Source organism: Terasakiella sp. SH-1 (assembly GCF_004564135.1).
Taxonomy (GTDB): Bacteria; Pseudomonadota; Alphaproteobacteria; order Rhodospirillales; family Terasakiellaceae; genus Terasakiella.
Window position 1 is genome coordinate 336,105 of the sequence record NZ_CP038255.1, and the last position, 17,869, is coordinate 353,973.

Genomic DNA, 17,869 nt, shown 5'->3' on the forward strand with positions numbered 1-17,869 from the left:
GCTCCGATGGGGCGCTTTTTTTTATTCTTGTTGTTTCCAATTTGATGACGTGGGGGAACGTTTGGGGGGGAGGGCCTGTAGTGCTTCAGTAAACGGTGTGAGATAGACTGTTTTTAGATGATGTGGTGTCTCTTCCCCCACAACGCCAAAGTGGATGTTTTCTTCCCCTTTGGACAGATAAAGGCTTTTGCCCATCCAGTCCCAAACCGCTAGTACAGCCCCGTAATTTTTATCATAATGACGCTCAGCCACAGAATGGTGGATTTGATGTTGCGCCGGTGAGATCAGGAGATGTTCGAGAAACGGCCAATAGGGCAGCCAGACATGGCTGTGGCGCAGGTTGGAGCCGGTGATATGGAAGACAAAAAGCACGGCATTTGCGCCAAGTACATCAATCAGTTCAAAGCGGTTGCCAAAGAAAAAGAAGAAACTGCCTAAACAGACGGCCTGCACAAAAATGGCACGCAGGGCAAAGAGAATACCTTCCACAGGATGAACGCGCAGCACGGTTAAAGGCGTAAGCGTCTCTGCCGTATGATGTACCTTATGAAAAGCCCAGAGAAAGGGCACGGTATGAAGCCAGCGATGGACGAGATATTTGGATCCGTCTTCAAGTAAAAACAGGCTCAAGGTAAAAATCAGGGCAATGGTATGATCGCTTAAACCTGTAGCGATTTGTGTACGCCCATCAAAGACATGGTGGAGATTTTCAAAAATAAAGGTTGCAATCACCAGCTTGCCGATCAAAAGCGGGACCACTCCCATCATGACCAGCTTGTTAATCAGAATGATCAGATAATCACTTTTGGCGGATGGCGACCACCAGATGTCTTTGCCAAAAATTTGGCGAACAGAGGTGTGTGGAGAATTTTTACGGATAAAAAACAGATAAAAAAAGGCGAGTAGGCAGGCGCTGAGCAGATAACCCCAAAACAATCGTTTCTGCGGGTTGATCACCAGATCAAAGGTGCCTTGCCAATATGAAAGAAAAATATCCATGGAATGTGGTTTATAAAGAAAAAGGGGGCTGAACGCAAAGTTTCAAGCCCCCTTTATTCTTTAGATATGCAGATTAATCTGCTTCAGCAGCTTCCTGATCACCCAGTTTGCTCAGCATGTCTTCCAAGCCAGCTGTTACATCGTTGCCACGGGCTGTTACGCCCATTTTGTCGATCATCAGCTTTTGAACCTGTGCCATCTGAACCATATACTGGCTCCAAGATGTGTTGCCCTGATCACGCAGATAGTTGCCACGGCCATCAATGTTGGAGACCTGGCTACCATCAAGCATCAGCGGGCCAGCACCCACCAGTGTGTTCAGCTCGTCAGCAACAGAACCGAGGTTGTTTTTACCTGTTTGCAGCGCCAAAGAGAAACCTTTCAGCTCACCCCAGTGTTTGATGTATTTGCCAACAGCTTTGGATGTATCACCTTTGGCATCAACAATGGTTTTCAGCTTTTCCATGTCTTTATAGACAGAACCGGCATATTTGAAGGTTGCTTCCGCCAGAACCATTTCCCAGTTTTCAGCAATGACAGAGGCATAGCCTTTCACTTTTACGCGCTGATCAGATGTCAGTTTTTCCCCTTTGGCTTCTGTGATGGTTTTACGACCATCCAGATAAGCTTTGGTGATATCGCGCAGGTAAGTTGTCTTGCCACCTTTATCGAAGCCAGCGGCATAATAAGCCGGGCCGAATGTCATTTCTGTGCGCAGGTCAATCTTGCCGTCTTTGTTGTAATCAGCCAGAGCAACCGCGCTGTCTTTACGTTTGGCAATATCAACAACCTGTGCCGGGGTCAGCGTCAGGGTATGGGCCGGCGCACCGAAGTAACCGAAAGCTTCGTCCCAATAGTGCTCTTTCCCTGTGTAAGGTGCGCCATCTTTATACGCTTTGTCGTTTGGCTTCTTCTTGGCGGACATACCTTCATCAAGGTAGTTGTCAACCGCCTGGTTGTACATGACCGCACCTAGGATGAACTTGGAAATCAGCTGCGGGTAGTTATAGCCTGCAACCGGGTCCACACCTTTGTTGGCGGAGGATGCTTTGTCGATCCAGAATTTAACCAGATCAGCCCCTTTCATGTTGCCCGGCATACCTGTAATCACACCTTTAAAGGTTTTGCTGGCCAGATCCTTGCCTTTGGAGATACCATCCACATCTGTTTGTGAAATGGCAAACGGGCCTTTGGTTGTTGGGGCAATAATGGCACGGCCTTTATCTTTGCTGGCGTAATAGGACAGCAATTGTGCTTTCAAATCCGGGTTCGGCTTGCCGTTACCTTTACCTGCCAGTTTCTTCAAAGAATCATGTAGTGTGTGGCGTGCGATTTGGCCGGTGTAAGCAACAGAAGATGTTTTCTTACCTGCGTAATCTTTGACTGTGATGGGGAAACCAGAATAAACGTCACCATTAGCCATTGCCGTGCCAGAAAGCAGAACAAGGCCAAGAGCGGAAACGCCAAGTTTCAAAGAAAGTTTCATTGCTGTACCTCAATGTTAATGAATTTTTCTGCGAATGAGAATAGTTGTCATTCGCGAAAAGGCAAGCGTTTCTTACGCAAAATATGAAAAAAATCAGACTAAAGTTTCAACCCTTGGCTTCGGTATATTATTGATTTTTAATAAGATAAGGAAAAGAGATGGTTACAGCTATATGTGTAGATACGGTTTAGCGTACCTTTGGTGTACATTAAGGAGATAAACCAAAAAGCGAACCGGGTTTTCTGACGGTTCGCTTTTAGAATCTGAAGTAGATTGAGAATGGTAAAGGTAAGATCAACTGGGGAGAAAACGCTCTGAATAGACATTTTCCTCTGCCAAACCAATGGTGCTTGCGGCTGATTTTGCAGCATCAATTAAACCCGGTGGACCGCATAGATACACTTCTGGTGTCAATCCGCGTTTAATCAGTTTAGCAAGATCATCCTTGAAGGCATCAACGGGGGTGCCGTGATAGCCCTTCCAGTCTTCTGTCGCTTTGAAGACGCAGACTTCTACGTTTAAGGCAGGTAAACTGCTCTTAACGGCGTCTATTTCTTCAAGCGCGAACAGATCTTTTTCCTCATTGACCCCGAAATAGAGATAGCTTTCATTTGTTTCCCCAAATTCAGCCATCAGACGCAACATGGATAGCATGGGGGCAAGCCCGGTCCCGCCAGAAACAAAACAGCGCGGGTTGATGGTCCCTTGTTGCAAGACAAAACTGCCTTGCGGGCCACGCACTTGTAACTGTCCGCTGACTTGTGCCTCGTTGGCAATCCAGTGGGAAAATTTACCGTTGGGTTGCAGGCGAATGATGAATTCCAGTTCTGATGCCCAGTTAGGTGCATTGGCAACCGAATAGGCACGCCAAATGTCCGTTCCCGGAATTTGTAGTTCGAAAAATTGCCCCGGTTCAAACGGGGGGCAGCTTTCACCGTCTTCATTGCTTTGCACCGTGACCAATAGGCGCCGTACTTCACCGCCCATATCGTCCACAGCTGTGATGTCAGCCTTGAAGCTTTTGGCAGGGCCTTGTGAAATATGGTTCAGGTCTGAATTGATGGCAACGTCAAGGTCACTTTTTGGGAAGGTGCGACAAAATAAAACCTGCCCTTCTTCCTGTGCTTCCTTGCTGAGAGCTTCCGGGTTGATGTCGGTTAATTCGTAGTTTCCTTTGGAACAGTTTCCTTTACAAGTTCCACAACCGCCCCCACGACAGACAGCAGGCAGGCTATAGCCTGCATTTTCAGCGGCTGTTAAGACATCACTGCCCTCAGGACAATCAAAATGAACGTTTTGACCGTCGCGTGTGGAAAGACTGATTTTATAATTTGTACTCATTATTCCCTGTCCTAAAAAGCTCCGGCGGCACATGTACTATATATGTGTCGCCGGTGGACTTTTTTTATTCCGCTGCCGCACCAAGGGCGTCGGCAAGGTCAGCCTCTGGTGTGGTAATGGTCTTGATATCAAAGGCTTCAACCAATGTATTCACCACAGCCGGTGTCAAAAAGGCTGGGAGTGTTGGGCCAAGGCGGATGCCTTTGACATTCAGGGCCAGCAGGGTCAGCAAAACAGCGGCGGCTTTTTGCTCAAACCAAGAGATGTTCAATGTCAATGGCAGCTCATTGATGTCACAGTCAAAGGCATCAGCTAATGCAATTGCCACCTGAATGGCAGAATAACTGTCGTTACATTGACCAACATCCAACAGGCGAGGAACGCCGCCAATATCCCCAAGGTCAAGGTGATTAAAGCGATATTTGCCACAGCCCAATGTCAGAACCACAGTATCTTTTGGCGCTTGTTCAACAAAGTCAGTGTAGTAGCTACGCCCCGGCAAATGGCCGTCACAACCGCCAACCAGGAAGAAGTGCTTGATTGCACCGCCTTTAACCGCATCAATCACGGTGTCAGCAACACCCAAAATGGATTCACGTCCAAAGCCAACCATGGCTGTTTTTTCTTCTGCATCCTGTGCAAAGCCGGGCAGGGCTTTGGCAGCTTGAACCAGCATAGAAAAATTATGGCCCTCAATATGGCGCAGGCCCGGCCAACCCACAGGACCGGTGGTGAAAATGCGCTGGCGATAAGAAGCTTGCGGTTCAATCAGGCAGTTTGAGGTCATCAGGATAGGACCGGGGAAATCTGCAAAATCTTGCTGCTGGTCTTGCCAGGCCCCACCATAGTTTCCTGCCAGATGCTCGAATTTTTTCAATTCCGGGTAAGCGTGGGATGGTAACATCTCGCCATGGGTGTAGACATTGATACCTGTGCCTTCGGTTTGTTCTAAAATGGCTTTCAAATCGACCATGTCGTGACCGGAAATCAGAATAGCTTTTCCTGCCTTGGGAGACATGCGAACCTGAGTTGGTTCTGGAATGCCGAATTTATCACGGGCACCGGCATCCAGCAGTTCCATAATCTTGTAATTAACCTTGCCGCCTTCCAGGGCTTTGGCAGTCAGTTCATTGACATCAGTGGGATCGCTGGCAAGATAGGCCAAGACATCTTCAATACCCGCAAAAACCTCATCGGCCTCTTTATCCAGAACCAGAGCGTGGAAGCCATAGGCGCAAATCCCTTTCATGCCGTAAAGCAGGAGGGAGCGCAGCCCGATGATATCTTCACCAACTTCGGCCTCACCAGCACGAATTGCCGCCATTTCAGCTTGGGCCAGGAGTTCTGATGTTTCTGCCGGAATGCGCCAGCTGGCTGGGCCTTCAAGCTCAACAGCACTGCCCGCAGCTTTTTCACAAGCATCTTTCAGACGGTCTTTTGTTTCTTTTGCTTCTTTGATCAGGGCATTGATGCGGGCGGGAACAAAGTTCACATTCGTCAGCGTGGTAAACATGGCGCGCATCATGAAACGGCCGGCTTCATTATCGGCTACACCTAACTCGCGTGCTTTTTGCGCATATTGCGCGACACCTTTGACGGCATAAATCAACAGGTCCTGCAGGTCCGATGTTTGTTCATCTTTACCGCACATCCCTACTGTTGAGTTACACCCTGCACCGCCTTCATAACGGGCCGTTTCTTCACACTGATAGCAAAACACTTTAGATCACTCCCTAATAAAAAATCTGGAGTTTTCTAACTTTAATGTTTCCTAGAGGGATTTGACGTTCGTCAAAAATTAAAAAATTAGATGTTTAGTCCCGGAATGTGTCTCCTGAGTTAATTATGCTGACTACAGAAGAATATGATGAGTTGCAAACGTACCCCAGAATTTAGAGAAGAAGCGACCCGTGTTGCTTTAAGCAGTAATCAGCCGCGTAAAGTGGTCGCCGCCGATTTTGGTGTCAGTGTCGGCAGTTTGAAGCGTTGAGTTTCCCAATATTGTGAACGAGAAGGTTCAGCCCTAATGATGATGCTCAAAAGGAGTTAGCCCATCTTCGCCGTGAAGTACGAGAACTGCGGGAGGAGAGGGCTCGCGAAGCGGACGGAACGGCACATTCTAAAAAAGGCGGCTCGTTACTTTGCGAGCCAAAAGCCGTGAAGTTTCAGTTTGTTCACCAGCACCGTGATATCTACAGTATTGCAGGTTTGTGTCGTGTCATGAATATTTCACAGAGCGGCTATTTTGCTTGGCGAAAGCGTCCTGCCAGCAAACGCCAACGTGAAGATATGGTTCTGCTTGCCCATATCACCTACCTGTGGACGGGTGAAGGTTGGCTCTATTTGGCGGTTGTTATCGACCTTTACTCCCGCCGCGTGATTGGCTGGTCTGCAAGCAGACACATGAAAAAAGATTTGGTGATTGATGCCCTGAACAAGGCGTCTAGGAAAATAGGGGCTATTCACAGAAACATATTTCTACCCTGGTTTTTCAATTTGCAATCGTATCCTATCTCACAGACTTAAAGAAACAACTCGTATTAACCTGCTTTCAGGTCACACCCTTTTACCTCCTTTCTCTGGCACCAAGTCGCAAGCAAATTATCCACTGTGCTATAAGTGTTTTACGGTGGATTGAATGTTGTTTCGTAATTTTGTGGCTTGATTTGTTGACATTCTATGTCATTAGATATCATTCAGCTTTTGAAACTTGATAGATACATTCTATAGATACACAAAACGTATAATAATGAATAAAGACCGAGAACAAAAAAAACTATTGGATGTTGGAAATCGACTCAGGATTTCCAGGACGGCACTTGGTTTATCCCAGAAAGATCTATATCAAACACTTGGTGTCAAAGCTGCCAGTTGGAGTCACTGGGAAAGTGGGAAGAGAATGCCTGATCCAATTGTTATGTTTGATCTTTATGAAAAATTTGGGATCACGATGGAATGGATATACGGCGGTGATATCCGAGGGTTACCTTTTTCCATCGCCCAGACCATTCTAAAGGAAGCGTCGTAACGTCGTTTGTTTCTTTCAATGTGCCATATATTCACGCAAAGCTTGAAATTATACAAATTGTAAAATACTATCTACAAGTGTTTCAATAGTTTCAAGCTAGGCAATTGTGAGTATGGCTGAACAATCTCACAATAAGGCAGTTCCTGTTCGAGCTGCGCAATATGTTCGGATGTCCACTGAACATCAAAAGTATTCGACTGAAAATCAGAGCGATGCAATCCTTCAGTATGCCCTGAACAAAGGCTACGAAATTGTAGACACATATGAAGATAAGGGCAGGAGTGGCCTCAATGTCGAGGGTCGTAGTGGGCTACAGTGTCTTCTTTCTGATGTGGAAAATGGAACAACCAATTTCTCCGTGGTCCTTGTTTATGACATCAGTCGTTGGGGCCGGTTTCAGGATTCCGATGAAAGTGCCTATTACGAATATTTGTGTAAGCGTGCCGGAATACGTATCGAATATTGTGCCGAGCAGTTTGAGAATGATGGTAGCATCAGTTCTACAATTGTTAAAACAGTCAAGCGGGCCATGGCTGGCGAATACAGTCGGGAACTTTCAACAAAGGTATTTGCAGGGCAATGTCGGTTGGTGGAACTTGGCTATCGGCAAGGTGGGCAAGCGGGCTATGGGTTACGACGCCTTTTGATTGATGAAAAAGGAATTCCGAAAGGCATTCTGAAACGAGGAGAGCGCAAAAGTCTTCAAACAGACAGGGTAATTCTGACCCATGGGCCTCAAGATGAAGTGGATACTGTGTGTTGGATGTATCAGGTTTTCACTCAGGGACACATGAATGAGAGGCAGATTGCAGAATATCTAAATGATCAAGGCATTCTGACAGACCTTCATCACCCCTGGAGCCGGGCAACTATTCATCAGGTTCTAACAAATGAAAAATATATCGGTAACAATGTCTATAACCGTTCATCAGGAAAATTAAAAAGAACACGAACAAACAACCCAGTTGAAATGTGGGTTCGCTGCAAAGGTGCTTTCGATGCCATTGTTGACATTGAAACCTTCGACACAGCCCAGTCCATTATTGAAGAAAGAAACAGGCGTTTCACAGATGATCAGATGTTGGAATGTCTGGTGAAGCTTTTAAATAAACATGGATCTCTTTCTGGCTTTATTATTGATGAGACAGACGGAATACCATCTTCAGGTGCTTATCGTAACCGTTTTGGCAGTTTGATCCGTGCCTATAAGAAAGTCGGTTTCACACCAGAACGTGATTATCGCTATATCGAAATCAATAAACATTTAAGAGGACTTCATCCTGAACTGGTTCAGGAAACGATCTCTAAAATCGAAGAGCTAGGTGGTCAGGTATCCATTTCTCAACGAGCTGGTTTACTCACGATCAATAATGAATTTACCGCATCACTGATTTTAAGCCGTTGTCAGGAAACAAAAGCCGGATCATTGCGCTGGAATATCCGGCTGGAGAGCAGCTTAAAGCCGGACATTACCATTGCCGTAAGGATGGCATACAACAACAAAGAGGCATTGGATTATTACCTTTTACCTTCAATAGACACCATATCTTCCCGTCTCAGATTGGCGGAAGACAACGGCATTAATCTTGATATCTATCGATTTGACAACTTGGACTACCTCTATCGTCTTGCAAGACGTGTAAACTTGAAGGAGGTCGTTTAATGGAACATGCAAACCCATCTATTCAAATAATCCCGATCAATAAGATCAGGGTCGTGAACCCTAGGTCTAGGAATAAGAAAATATTTGCAGAACTTGTGGATAATATTGCGTTGCTGGGCTTGAAACGGCCTATCAAGGTATCTCCAACGAAAACAGGTTATGACCTCATCTGCGGACAAGGCCGTATGGAAGCTTATCAGGTTCTGGGAAGTAATGAAATTCCTGCAATCGTGACCAAAGTCTCAGAAGAAGACCTTCATATCATGAGTCTTTCAGAAAATATCGCACGTCGAAAACACAGCAACGAAGACTTGCTTTACGGTATCAAAGATTTGGAAGACCGAGGATACAGCCCCAAAGAAATCTCTAAGAAAACAGGTCTGGATCCAAACTATGTAAGAGGAATCTCACATTTGCTGAATGCTGGTGAAGAAAGATTGATTGCCGCTGTTGAAAAAGGAACCGTTTCCCTCAGTCTTGCCGTTGAGATATCTCGTGGGAATGACACAGATTTACAAAAAAGTCTGACAGATGCGTACGAAAGCGGGGAGCTAAAAGGCGACCAACTCTTGAAAGTGCGCAGAATTGTCAGTCAAAGGCGACATATGGGAAAGCGATACGGAGCATCAAGAAGACGTAACGGTAAGCCTTTATCTACAACAAAACTGGTGCAGGCTTATCAGGATGAAGTCAATCGGCAAAAGCTTATGATCAAGAAAGCAGATATCAACGAACAACGTTTACTTATTCTCGTTTCAGCTTTACGCCATCTTATGTCAGATGAACATTTCAAAACGCTCTTACGGGCCGAAGGGTTTAATGATATGCCGGAAGTACTCGCTGAGAAGTTAAAGTCATGACTGATATCACTAAAAGCTTCCAGGATGATATGATCATGGTCGCGTTGGAGCGGATTGCTCCAACACGACTTGTTTCACCAAGTTTACGCCAAACTCAGAAATACCGCACGATATTAGCAACGATCAAAGATGTGGATATCATCGAACCTCTGGCGGTTTATCCAGATCAGAACAAAGTAAATGGCCAGCGCAATTATATCTTGTTAGATGGCCATCTCCGTTATGAGGCCCTAAAGGAATTGGGCAAAAAGAAAGCCCTTTGTTTGATCTCAACTGATGATGAAAGTTTCACATATAATAAGAAAATTAATCGCCTGACTTCCATCCAGGAAAATAAAATGATCGTAAAGGCAATTGAACGTGGCGTATCGGCAGATCGTATTGCAAAAGCCTTGGATGTGAATATTAAACGTATCAGAGCAAAGCAGAATATGCTGCGTGATATTGCTCCAGAAGTTGTGGAAATACTGAAAGATAAAATGGTCAGCGTTCAGGTTTTCTCTGTTTTACGAAAAATGAAACCCATGGCACAGATTGAAACCAGTGAAATGATGCTTTCTGCCAATAGATATACGGTGACTTATGCGAAAGCTCTGTTGGCAGGAATGCCGCAGGAAAAGCTTGTGAAAGCAAAAAACAAGAAAAACATAAAAGGTGTATCGCCAGAAGACATTGCAAAAATGGAAAAAGAAATGGAACGCCTTCAGGCTGCGTACAGAAATATTGATGAAAATCTGGGCGAAACAATATTTTCCCTTGTTGTCACCAAAGGGTATTTATCGAAAATCCTGGAGAATGAAGAAATCGAGAGCTATTTGCATCGCCATCATGCTTCCACGCTGGATGAAATTCATGCCGTCATAGATAAAATGGGGGAAGAAATTCAGCTAAATTGATCAGCTTATGAAAAGGGGCGGAAGAACGAACTTCCTGCCCCTGACACATCAATATGCAATAATTTCCTTCACCGGCTTGAAGAAGCATGTGGTGTAGCCACCGTAATGGGCGCCGTAGGCACCCGCTGAGCTGTAGTAAGAGCTGTTTGTTTCCTCAAGGAAGTGAACGATAAGTTCATTTATTTTGTCGTTCGGAAAACGAGCACGATAGGCTTCGGCCCAGGAGATGTTCATCGCACCAGTAGATTTCACCCGATATGCGAAGGTTAAGTCCTGGTTATCTGGAGAATTTGCAGTGTGATTTTCGTCCATTGCTGAAGAAAGTAGCCAGCGAATGGCATCTCTCAAGTTTTGACCACGCGCATTCTTGAGTTCATAATCAGGTACATTCATGTTTTCAGCGGTTTCCGCAGCCATGACGGCATAGCCGATTACCATGTTTGTGTACCGCAACCGGTTCTGGGCAGGTACCGTACTGGTCCAGCGCTTTGAAATGACGGAGCTGATGTGACCATCTGCTTGAATGGTACCGATCACTTCCTTGAAATACTTATAGCTAGCTTCAAAAATATCTTGAGCGCCGGTTGCTGCTCCCCAGGACATCCAGGCAGCCGCAAGTGTGGACCTGCGGTCAGGACCTCGGGCGATGATGCCTGCGATATTTTGTTCAGAGGCATACATGGTATTGCCCCAATCTTTCATCTGGCTCAAAAAGGTTGATGAACGCATTAAAGACTTTATTTGGAATAGTTCCGATCCGATCTGACAGCCGACGTTGAAAAAGGGCGGGTTACCTGTTTTGATGAAGGTGCGAACCTTTAATCATTAAAACTCAAAGAGGTAACCCTATGCTTCAAAGTAACGAAAGAATCATTAAACATAAAGTCGGACTTCTCAATCTGGCAGAAGAACTTGGTAACGTCTCCAAAGCCTGCGGATTATCCAGAGACACTTTTTACCGCTATAAGGCGGCTGTTGATGAAGGGGGCGTTACGGCTCTTTTTGAAAAGAGCCGTAACGCCCCTAATCTCAAAAATTGCATCGACATGGCAACCGAAGAAGCAGTTGTCGCCTATGCCATTGAATACCCAGCCCACGGGCAACAACGCACCAGCAATAAGCTTCGTAAACGTGGCGTATTCATCTCTCCCAGCGGAGTTCGATGTTGTTGGTTGCGTCACGATCTGGGTAACTTCAAATCTCGCTTGAAAGCCTTGGAAGCCAAAGTCGCTGAGGAAGGCATCATTCTGACTGAAGCTCAGGTTCAGGCTCTGGAAAAGAAGAAACTGGATGACCAAGCAAGTGGCGAGATTGATACGGCTCATCCCGGTTACCATTCTGAGCGTGTGAACCTTTGGTCCCTGTGAGCGAGTAGCTTGAGCCATGGCAGGTCAATTAATGTTTTGATCGTGTCATATTGGGGAACATTAGAGGGGAGGTGCCAACCACCCAGATACTCGTCTTCCTGTGTGAATATCCAGAGGTCACCAATGATCTTGTTGTTTTCGATGAGCATGGAGAAGAAACCTTTCTTGTTCGTTGTTGATTGCGCTGGAGAACATGAGTCAGACGGAATCGTAGAACAAGACTTGTAATTAAGTTTCTTCTGAGTATGATAAAATCAATAAATTCAAATAGATACGGCAGCGTATGTAATTTCATGCCTATGCTGTAAAGGACCAGAACCCGCACGGGTAGATACGCCAGAACCTGCATCTGGTTCACGAATAAAACTGAACTTTCAGCAAAACCCTATTCAGGCATCAGAACCTAAATCTGACGTGATGATCAACTTCACCACATCGACTTAAAAGTCATTTGTCCAATAACTAGACAAGCTTGTCCATATTCAGGACAGGCATGGCGTAGGGCTACGACATTCTGTGTCGTATTGAGTTTTAGCTTTTCTGAGCCTATCCATGGTTATCACTCTCTGCTGATAAAGAATATACAGCGATGGAAGTTCAGAAAGCTGTGTGGTATACCTGTATGGTAAGTCTGTATGGTAGGTAAAATTAGCGCTTGCGTATGTATTGCATTAAGTCGCTGTTTTCAAAGAAAAAACCGAGGCGTTAACCTCGGCTTGATCAAAGTGGCGGACAGAGAGGGATTCGAACCCTCGATGAGCTGTTAACCCATACCCGCGTTCCAGGCGAGCGCCTTCAGCCACTCGGCCATCTGTCCACAATATATATCTTGCCCCAAAGGGCAGTGCGCTGGAACGGGCGCAACCTAGCGAAGTCCGCTCTTTCCTGCAATAGTTTTTTTGAAGTTTTTGTTTCTTTTTTCAACTTGTCCCACCTCAAGTCCTTGAAATCGGATTTTGGTATAATATCTGGTGAAACATAAGACCTGTTCACACACTTTAACAGGGGAGAAAGACGATGACCATTGACGTCCAAGGTGTCATCCAGGCTCTGAGTAGGGCCGTAGAGGTTTCACCTACCGATGCAGATGAAGATCTCCATCCGGTAATTACCCTTTCGCGTGATTTTGGCACAGGTGGTGCAGAAATTTCGCGCATGCTGGCTGAACGTTTGGGGCTGGAAATTTATGATGAAAATGTCATTGACGCCATTGCCCAACGCTCAGAAGTGAATAAAAGCCTGCTGAAAAACCTTCATGAAAAAATCAGCTCTGCCAGTGATGCATGGCTTTATGCCATGGTAACTGGTAAAAATGTGGCACGCGAAGATTATGTCAATGCGTTGGTCACGGTTATTCGCTGCATTTATCATAAAGGCGGGATCATCATTGGCCGGGGTGGCCATGTGGTGTTGCAGGGGCGTGATGTTTTGCGGGTTCGCTTGACCGGATCACGTGAAGCTTGTGCCAAACGGGTTGCGCATCGTGATCGCTTAACCCTCACAGAAGCCAAGCGCAAATGTGGGGAAGTGAACAAGATGCGGGCAAAATTCGTCTGGAATATGTTCAACTCTCGTCTCAATGATCCAACAAATTTTGATATGACGATCAATACGGATCATTTTGCCCATTACGAGCAAGTTGTCGAAATTCTGATCCGTAGCATGGAAATGATGGGATATAATAAGCGTCGCACAGGAACGACCAATAGATAACACCTGTAGGTGAAAAACGCGCCAATACGGGTTTATGCCCTTTACATTGTGCATCGGGCATGGCAAAGCTCTCGCACGTTTTGACAAATTCTAAAGGTCTTCCTTACTGATGATGTACTTATATATTGCGATCGGATTTGTTCTGCTCTTGGGTGGGGCGGAGTTTCTGGTCAAAGGGTCCGTTGGCTTGGCGCGACGCGTAGGCGTTTCACCATTGGTCATCGGGATGACGGTTGTTGCCCTTGGCACGTCCGCCCCGGAATTTGTTGTCAGTCTGGATGCAGCCCTTGAAAATGCCGCTGGGATCGCAACGGGTAATATCATTGGGTCCAATATCGCCAATATTTTATTGATTTTGGGGGTGACGGCTCTGATTAAACCCATCAAGGGGGACCCCAGTGCGATTATGCGCGACGGGGTGATCTTGCTGGGCTGTAGTGCAGTCTTTACGTTCCTTTGTACCCAAGGGGTACTGGGCTTTAGCTCCGGTGCGGTTCTGTTTGGGCTGTTTATTGCCTTCTTGGGCTATTCTTATTGGCGAGAACGTCATGGGGATGACCCGGAAGCTGCTGAACTCCATGCTCAGGAAGCTGATGAAATTGAAAGTCCAGAAAATGTCTGGGTGATGTTGCTTATGACTTTCGGGGGCATTGGCGCTGTTGTGTTTGGGGCGGAGCTTTTGGTCGATGGGGGTACGCAAGTCGCCCGTCAGTTTGGTGTCTCAGAAGAAGTGATCGGTTTGACCATGATTGCCATTGGCACCAGCTTGCCGGAACTCGCAGCCAGTGGGATGGCAGCTATTCGGGGGCATACGGATGTGGCCTTGGGGAATGTAATCGGCTCTAACCTGTTTAATATCTTGGGAGTACTAGGGGCGGTTGCCATGATCCAGCAATTGCCTGTGGCTGAACAATTGCTTGATTTTGACTTGTGGATCATGATGGGTGCAACGGTCCTGCTTATTCCATTTATGGTGACGCGCTGGGAACTGTCACGCAAAGAGGGACTGGTTTTTGCGGTTGCCTATATTGCGTATATTTCCGCCCAAGCCTATGGCGTGGATCGTGTCTTGGAACTGGTTCAACTATAAATGAAAACCGTCTTAATCACAGGGGCCGCTCACCGTATTGGGGCACATGTGGCCAGGGAACTGGCCCAACAAGGTTGGGCAGTGGCAATCCACTATCATGGTTCCAGCAAGGATGCGCAGGCCGTTTGTCATGAAATTCGGGAGCAGGGTGGTGTTGCTGAGCTGTTTTCGGCTGATTTTTGCCGGGAAGATGATGTGCAGGCTTTGATACCAAGCGTTCTTGCCCAAATGGGACGTCTGGATTGTTTGATTAATAATGCATCGACTTTTGTTAATGATACGGCCTTAAATGCCACGCGGGAAAGCTGGGACTTGCATATGGAGGTCAATATGCGTGCCCCTTATGTTTTATCTCAGGCGTTTGTCAATGAACGTGAAAAAGGAGCTGAGGGCAATATTATTAATATTGTGGATCAGCGTGTCTGGAACCTGACCCCCCATTTCAGCACCTATAGCTTATCAAAGGCAGGGTTGTGGGCAATGACGCAAACTTTGGCGCAAGCCTTTGCCCCCCATGTGCGGGTGAATGCCATTGGACCGGGGCCGACCTTACCGAGCATTAGGCAATCCCAAGAAGATTTTCAGGCGCAATATGGGGCTGTTCCTCTACAAATCCCTACGGATTTGCTGGATATTTCCAACGCTGTGTTGTATATCATGGGCGCAAGATCAATGACGGGGCAAATGATTGCTCTGGATGGCGGTGAGCACCTGGGCTGGGCCCAGGGTGATAATCATACCCCGCCAAAAGAATAGGTAAGATCCGATTATGACAGCCTTTACAGCCGATAATGTCCAGCCTTTGCGTATTGCAGATGCCGAGAAATCCGTGCGACATGTTTTTATCCGCGATCTTGTGCTGATGTGTTCCATCGGGGTTTATGAACATGAACATGAGGCCCCGCAGCGTATCCGCGTAAATTTGGACCTGACGGTTTCTGAAAGCCACCACAACGATAATATCGACCATGTGGTGTGTTATGAGCAAGTCTCTAACAAGGTGCGTGATATTGTATCGGGGGATCATACCAATTTATGTGAAACCCTTGCTGAGAAAATTGCAGCGGCCTGTCTGGAAGATATTCGCGTGCAATGTGCGCGCATTCGTGTGGAAAAACTGGATGTGTTTGAAGATATCGCCAGTGTCGGTGTTGAGATTGAGCGCTTCAACGCAGGGGCATAAATCCCTGTAAAATTTAGACAGTTTTGGTATGTCCAGTTGAAGGGCGTTTAGAATCGTATTTTGCGAATCCAAGCGAATCTCTCAAGCCCTCTCCTGCAAAGTTTTGCACATTCTGTAAAGAGAAAAAAAGTATTTCTTTTTTATTAACATCCTTTGTCGCTCAGGTGATTGAGAATAGATGTGAATAAATTTTACCTTTAAAAACAATAGCTTATTTACATGCCTAAAAAATAGGCAATCCTTCGGAAATGGCAGTTTTACTGGCGTAACTGTTTATCTCCAAGAAGTACCCACAAACTTATCCACAAGGTTCGTGGATTAAAAATTTGCACCGCAGAACAACTCGGATTCTCACTTGAAAAGCCTTTTTGAATGGTGTTGAGTCAATGCGGTGAGAAAAAAATATTGGGAAAAAATGACGCAAGAAAATGACAAATGGGTTTTTGCCTATGGTTCACTGATGTGGAACCCTGGTTTCGACTATTTGGAGGAAGCGCAGGCCACTTTGTCAGGTTATCATCGTGACTTGTGTATCCTGTCCTATGTGTTTCGAGGTACGCGTGAGGTCCCCGGTCTGGTTATGGGGCTTAACCCCGGTGGTCATTGTGTCGGTCGGGCTTTTTGGGTGGCGGCTGAAAAATGGGAAGACACAGTGAGCTATCTTGACGAACGTGAAATGATTAATCGGGTCTATGAACCTGCTTGGGTGGATCTGGTGCTGGAAGATGGGCGAGAGGTTTCAGCTTACACATTTTTGGCCGTTGGCGATCATGATCAGCATGTGGGTCATTTCAGTCTGGATGAAAAAGTTGAACATGTCTTACAAGGGGTAGGGTGTGGCGGCAGTGCGCTGGAATATTTGGAAAATACGATTTGCCACCTTCAGAAAATTGGGATTCGCGATGAGATGTTGGAGGCAATCTCGACGGCCAGCCTGCAAAAAAAGGCAAAAAGCCCTTAAAAACTGTCATTTTCACATTGACAGGGGGGTGTTCCCTATTGATACTCATCGGCTTTCCCGATAAGGGAATTTCGTAATTTGTGTAGAACGTGTGGTAAAGGTTCAAAAAATGACTGACGCTGTCATGAAAACCTATGCCCCGGCTGATGTCGTTTTCGATAAAGGCGAGGGGGTATACCTATTCGCTGAGGACGGGAAACGATATCTCGACTTTGGCGCTGGTGTGGCTGTGACCTGTTTGGGGCATGCCCATCCTCATTTGGTGGGGGCTTTAACCGAGCAATCCCAAAAACTGTGGCATTGTTCCAACCTCTATAAAATCAAGGGGCAGGAACGATTTGCCGAGCGCCTGGCCGAACATACGTTCTGTGATGTGGTTTTTTCCTGTAATTCAGGGGCTGAGGCCAATGAATGCGCGATCAAGATTGCGCGTAAGCATTTTGCGGCCAAAGGATCGAAGCGCTATCGCATCCTGACCTTTGAAGGGGCGTTTCACGGTCGGACCATGGCGACATTGTCCGCAGGCAAGCAAGCCAAACATTGTGAAGGCTTCGGCCCCATGTTGGAGGGCTTTGATCAGGTTGCTTATAATGATCTGGAAGCTGCACGCGCAGCCATCACCGATGAAACAGCAGCTATTCATGTGGAACCTGTTCAGGGTGAAGGCGGTATGCGCCCCGGTGAGGTTGCTTTCCTGCAAGGTTTGCGTAAGCTTTGTGATGAACATGGCATCCTGTTGATGTTTGATGAAGTTCAAACAGGCGTGGGCCGCACAGGCAAGCTCTTTGCCTATGAATGGGCGGGGGTCACACCGGATGTGATGGCGATTGCCAAGGGGATTGGCGGTGGCTTCCCGGTGGGGGCTTGTTTGGCAACGAACGAGGCGGCCAGCGGTATGGCACCGGGCTCTCATGGATCGACCTATGGCGGGAACCCGTTGGCAATGGCGGCGGCAAATGCCGTCTTGGACGTTGTCTTGGAAGTGGGCTTCCTTGAAAAAGTTTGTGCCATGGGCGAACGTTTACAAGCGCGCATGCAAGACCTTGTGAGTGCATATCCTTCCATCGTGAAAGGTGTGCGTGGCCAAGGGCTGATGGTTGCCTTTGAATGCGTCATTCCCAACATGGACCTGGTGAACAAATGTTTTGAAAACGGCCTGCTGGCCGTTCCAGCTGGTGATAACGTGATGCGTTTGTTGCCGCCACTGGTCCTTCATGAAGAACATATTGAAGCAGCAATGGCGATTTTGGATCGCAGCTGTAATGAACTTTCGGAAGCTTAA

The 17,869-nt window shown here is 46.6% G+C and carries 16 protein-coding genes, 1 tRNA gene and 2 pseudogenes; 13 read left to right on the forward strand and 6 right to left on the reverse strand.

Annotated elements, in window-relative coordinates:
- Positions 1-21: 21 nt before the first annotated feature.
- The 4 genes from E4K71_RS01560 to hcp all read right to left on the reverse strand — a co-directional run bounded on the left by E4K71_RS01560 (position 22) and on the right by hcp (position 5,546).
- Positions 22-999, reverse strand: a complete 978-nt coding sequence (locus E4K71_RS01560) for a sterol desaturase family protein (protein ID WP_135075559.1) — start codon at positions 997-999, stop codon at positions 22-24.
- A 73-nt stretch (positions 1,000-1,072) separates the two neighbouring features.
- Positions 1,073-2,485 carry a DUF4856 domain-containing protein gene (locus E4K71_RS01565; RefSeq protein ID WP_135075562.1) on the reverse strand — a complete coding sequence of 471 codons (1,413 nt, stop codon included), beginning with the start codon at positions 2,483-2,485 and terminating at the stop codon, positions 1,073-1,075.
- A 294-nt stretch (positions 2,486-2,779) separates the two neighbouring features.
- Positions 2,780-3,826: a 2Fe-2S iron-sulfur cluster binding domain-containing protein gene (locus E4K71_RS01570; RefSeq protein WP_167730200.1), complete on the reverse strand. Its 1,047-nt coding sequence runs from the start codon at positions 3,824-3,826 to the stop codon at positions 2,780-2,782.
- A 64-nt stretch (positions 3,827-3,890) separates the two neighbouring features.
- The gene (hcp, locus tag E4K71_RS01575) at positions 3,891-5,546 is read right to left on the reverse strand and encodes a hydroxylamine reductase (protein ID WP_135075568.1); all 1,656 of its coding nucleotides are present in this window, start codon (positions 5,544-5,546) and stop codon (positions 3,891-3,893) included.
- Positions 5,547-5,690: 144 nt separating this feature from the next.
- On the opposite strand from hcp, the gene E4K71_RS18525 reads away from it, so the two are divergent.
- The 6 genes and pseudogenes from E4K71_RS18525 (at position 5,691) to E4K71_RS01600 (ending at position 10,273) form a co-directional block, all read left to right on the forward strand.
- Positions 5,691-5,816, forward strand: coding sequence for a hypothetical protein (locus E4K71_RS18525; RefSeq protein ID WP_276321850.1), 126 nt, complete (start codon positions 5,691-5,693; stop codon positions 5,814-5,816).
- Positions 5,817-6,133: 317 nt separating this feature from the next.
- Positions 6,134-6,259, forward strand: a pseudogene (locus tag E4K71_RS01580) (DDE-type integrase/transposase/recombinase); the annotation flags it as partial.
- Positions 6,260-6,575: 316 nt separating this feature from the next.
- Entirely contained in the window at positions 6,576-6,854 is a 279-nt protein-coding gene (locus E4K71_RS01585) for a helix-turn-helix transcriptional regulator (RefSeq protein WP_135075571.1), read from the forward strand.
- A gap of 112 nt (positions 6,855-6,966) precedes the next feature.
- Positions 6,967-8,517: a recombinase family protein gene (locus tag E4K71_RS01590; protein WP_240796858.1), complete on the forward strand. Its 1,551-nt coding sequence runs from the start codon at positions 6,967-6,969 to the stop codon at positions 8,515-8,517.
- Positions 8,517-9,377 carry a plasmid partitioning protein RepB C-terminal domain-containing protein gene (locus E4K71_RS01595; RefSeq protein WP_135075574.1) on the forward strand — a complete coding sequence of 287 codons (861 nt, stop codon included), beginning with the start codon at positions 8,517-8,519 and terminating at the stop codon, positions 9,375-9,377. The genes E4K71_RS01590 and E4K71_RS01595 overlap by 1 nt, the downstream gene beginning before the upstream one ends.
- Positions 9,374-10,273 carry a plasmid partitioning protein RepB C-terminal domain-containing protein gene (locus tag E4K71_RS01600; RefSeq protein WP_135075577.1) on the forward strand — a complete coding sequence of 300 codons (900 nt, stop codon included), beginning with the start codon at positions 9,374-9,376 and terminating at the stop codon, positions 10,271-10,273. Before E4K71_RS01595 ends, E4K71_RS01600 begins: the two co-directional genes overlap by 4 nt.
- 48 nt (positions 10,274-10,321) lie before the next feature.
- Here E4K71_RS01600 and E4K71_RS01605 read toward each other — a convergent pair whose 3' ends face one another.
- On the reverse strand, positions 10,322-11,002 hold the full coding sequence (locus E4K71_RS01605) for an alginate lyase family protein (protein WP_135075580.1): 681 nt from the start codon (positions 11,000-11,002) through the stop codon (positions 10,322-10,324).
- Between the two features lie 119 nt (positions 11,003-11,121).
- Between E4K71_RS01605 and E4K71_RS01610 the strand changes: the two are divergent.
- A pseudogene (locus E4K71_RS01610) lies at positions 11,122-11,607 on the forward strand (helix-turn-helix domain-containing protein); the annotation flags it as partial.
- 759 nt (positions 11,608-12,366) lie between these two features.
- Here the strand turns inward: E4K71_RS01610 and E4K71_RS01615 are convergent.
- Positions 12,367-12,457, reverse strand: a tRNA-Ser gene (locus E4K71_RS01615).
- A 200-nt stretch (positions 12,458-12,657) separates the two neighbouring features.
- Here E4K71_RS01615 and E4K71_RS01620 point away from each other — a divergent pair.
- From E4K71_RS01620 to E4K71_RS01645, 6 genes are all read left to right on the forward strand, one after another.
- A complete protein-coding gene (locus E4K71_RS01620; RefSeq protein WP_135075583.1) occupies positions 12,658-13,353 on the forward strand; it encodes a cytidylate kinase-like family protein in 696 nt (231 codons plus the stop codon).
- A 109-nt stretch (positions 13,354-13,462) separates the two neighbouring features.
- Positions 13,463-14,443: a calcium/sodium antiporter gene (locus E4K71_RS01625; protein ID WP_135075586.1), complete on the forward strand. Its 981-nt coding sequence runs from the start codon at positions 13,463-13,465 to the stop codon at positions 14,441-14,443.
- Positions 14,444-15,199, forward strand: a complete 756-nt coding sequence (locus E4K71_RS01630; protein WP_135075589.1) for an SDR family oxidoreductase — start codon at positions 14,444-14,446, stop codon at positions 15,197-15,199.
- 13 nt (positions 15,200-15,212) lie between these two features.
- Positions 15,213-15,626 (forward strand): dihydroneopterin aldolase, encoded by a 414-nt coding sequence (gene folB, locus E4K71_RS01635; protein WP_135075592.1) that lies wholly within the window; start codon positions 15,213-15,215, stop codon positions 15,624-15,626.
- 415 nt (positions 15,627-16,041) lie between these two features.
- Positions 16,042-16,587, forward strand: coding sequence for a gamma-glutamylcyclotransferase (locus E4K71_RS01640; protein WP_135075595.1), 546 nt, complete (start codon positions 16,042-16,044; stop codon positions 16,585-16,587).
- Between the two features lie 109 nt (positions 16,588-16,696).
- The gene (locus tag E4K71_RS01645) at positions 16,697-17,869 is read left to right on the forward strand and encodes an aspartate aminotransferase family protein (RefSeq protein WP_135075598.1); all 1,173 of its coding nucleotides are present in this window, start codon (positions 16,697-16,699) and stop codon (positions 17,867-17,869) included.

Excerpts from the sequence above, each read along its gene's own strand:
- E4K71_RS01560 (WP_135075559.1), bottom strand. The coding sequence starts at position 999 with ATGGATATTTTTCTTTCATATTGGCAAGGCACCTTTGATCTGGTGATC.
- E4K71_RS01565 (WP_135075562.1), bottom strand. The coding sequence starts at position 2,485 with ATGAAACTTTCTTTGAAACTTGGCGTTTCCGCTCTTGGCCTTGTTCTG.
- E4K71_RS01570 (WP_167730200.1), bottom strand. The coding sequence starts at position 3,826 with ATGAGTACAAATTATAAAATCAGTCTTTCCACACGCGACGGTCAAAAC.
- E4K71_RS18525 (WP_276321850.1), top strand. The coding sequence starts at position 5,691 with ATGATGAGTTGCAAACGTACCCCAGAATTTAGAGAAGAAGCGACCCGT.
- E4K71_RS01585 (WP_135075571.1), top strand. The coding sequence starts at position 6,576 with ATGAATAAAGACCGAGAACAAAAAAAACTATTGGATGTTGGAAATCGA.
- E4K71_RS01590 (WP_240796858.1), top strand. The coding sequence starts at position 6,967 with ATGGCTGAACAATCTCACAATAAGGCAGTTCCTGTTCGAGCTGCGCAA.
- E4K71_RS01595 (WP_135075574.1), top strand. The coding sequence starts at position 8,517 with ATGGAACATGCAAACCCATCTATTCAAATAATCCCGATCAATAAGATC.
- E4K71_RS01600 (WP_135075577.1), top strand. The coding sequence starts at position 9,374 with ATGACTGATATCACTAAAAGCTTCCAGGATGATATGATCATGGTCGCG.
- E4K71_RS01605 (WP_135075580.1), bottom strand. The coding sequence starts at position 11,002 with ATGCGTTCATCAACCTTTTTGAGCCAGATGAAAGATTGGGGCAATACC.
- E4K71_RS01620 (WP_135075583.1), top strand. The coding sequence starts at position 12,658 with ATGACCATTGACGTCCAAGGTGTCATCCAGGCTCTGAGTAGGGCCGTA.
- E4K71_RS01625 (WP_135075586.1), top strand. The coding sequence starts at position 13,463 with ATGATGTACTTATATATTGCGATCGGATTTGTTCTGCTCTTGGGTGGG.
- E4K71_RS01630 (WP_135075589.1), top strand. The coding sequence starts at position 14,444 with ATGAAAACCGTCTTAATCACAGGGGCCGCTCACCGTATTGGGGCACAT.
- folB (WP_135075592.1), top strand. The coding sequence starts at position 15,213 with ATGACAGCCTTTACAGCCGATAATGTCCAGCCTTTGCGTATTGCAGAT.
- E4K71_RS01640 (WP_135075595.1), top strand. The coding sequence starts at position 16,042 with ATGACGCAAGAAAATGACAAATGGGTTTTTGCCTATGGTTCACTGATG.
- E4K71_RS01645 (WP_135075598.1), top strand. The coding sequence starts at position 16,697 with ATGACTGACGCTGTCATGAAAACCTATGCCCCGGCTGATGTCGTTTTC.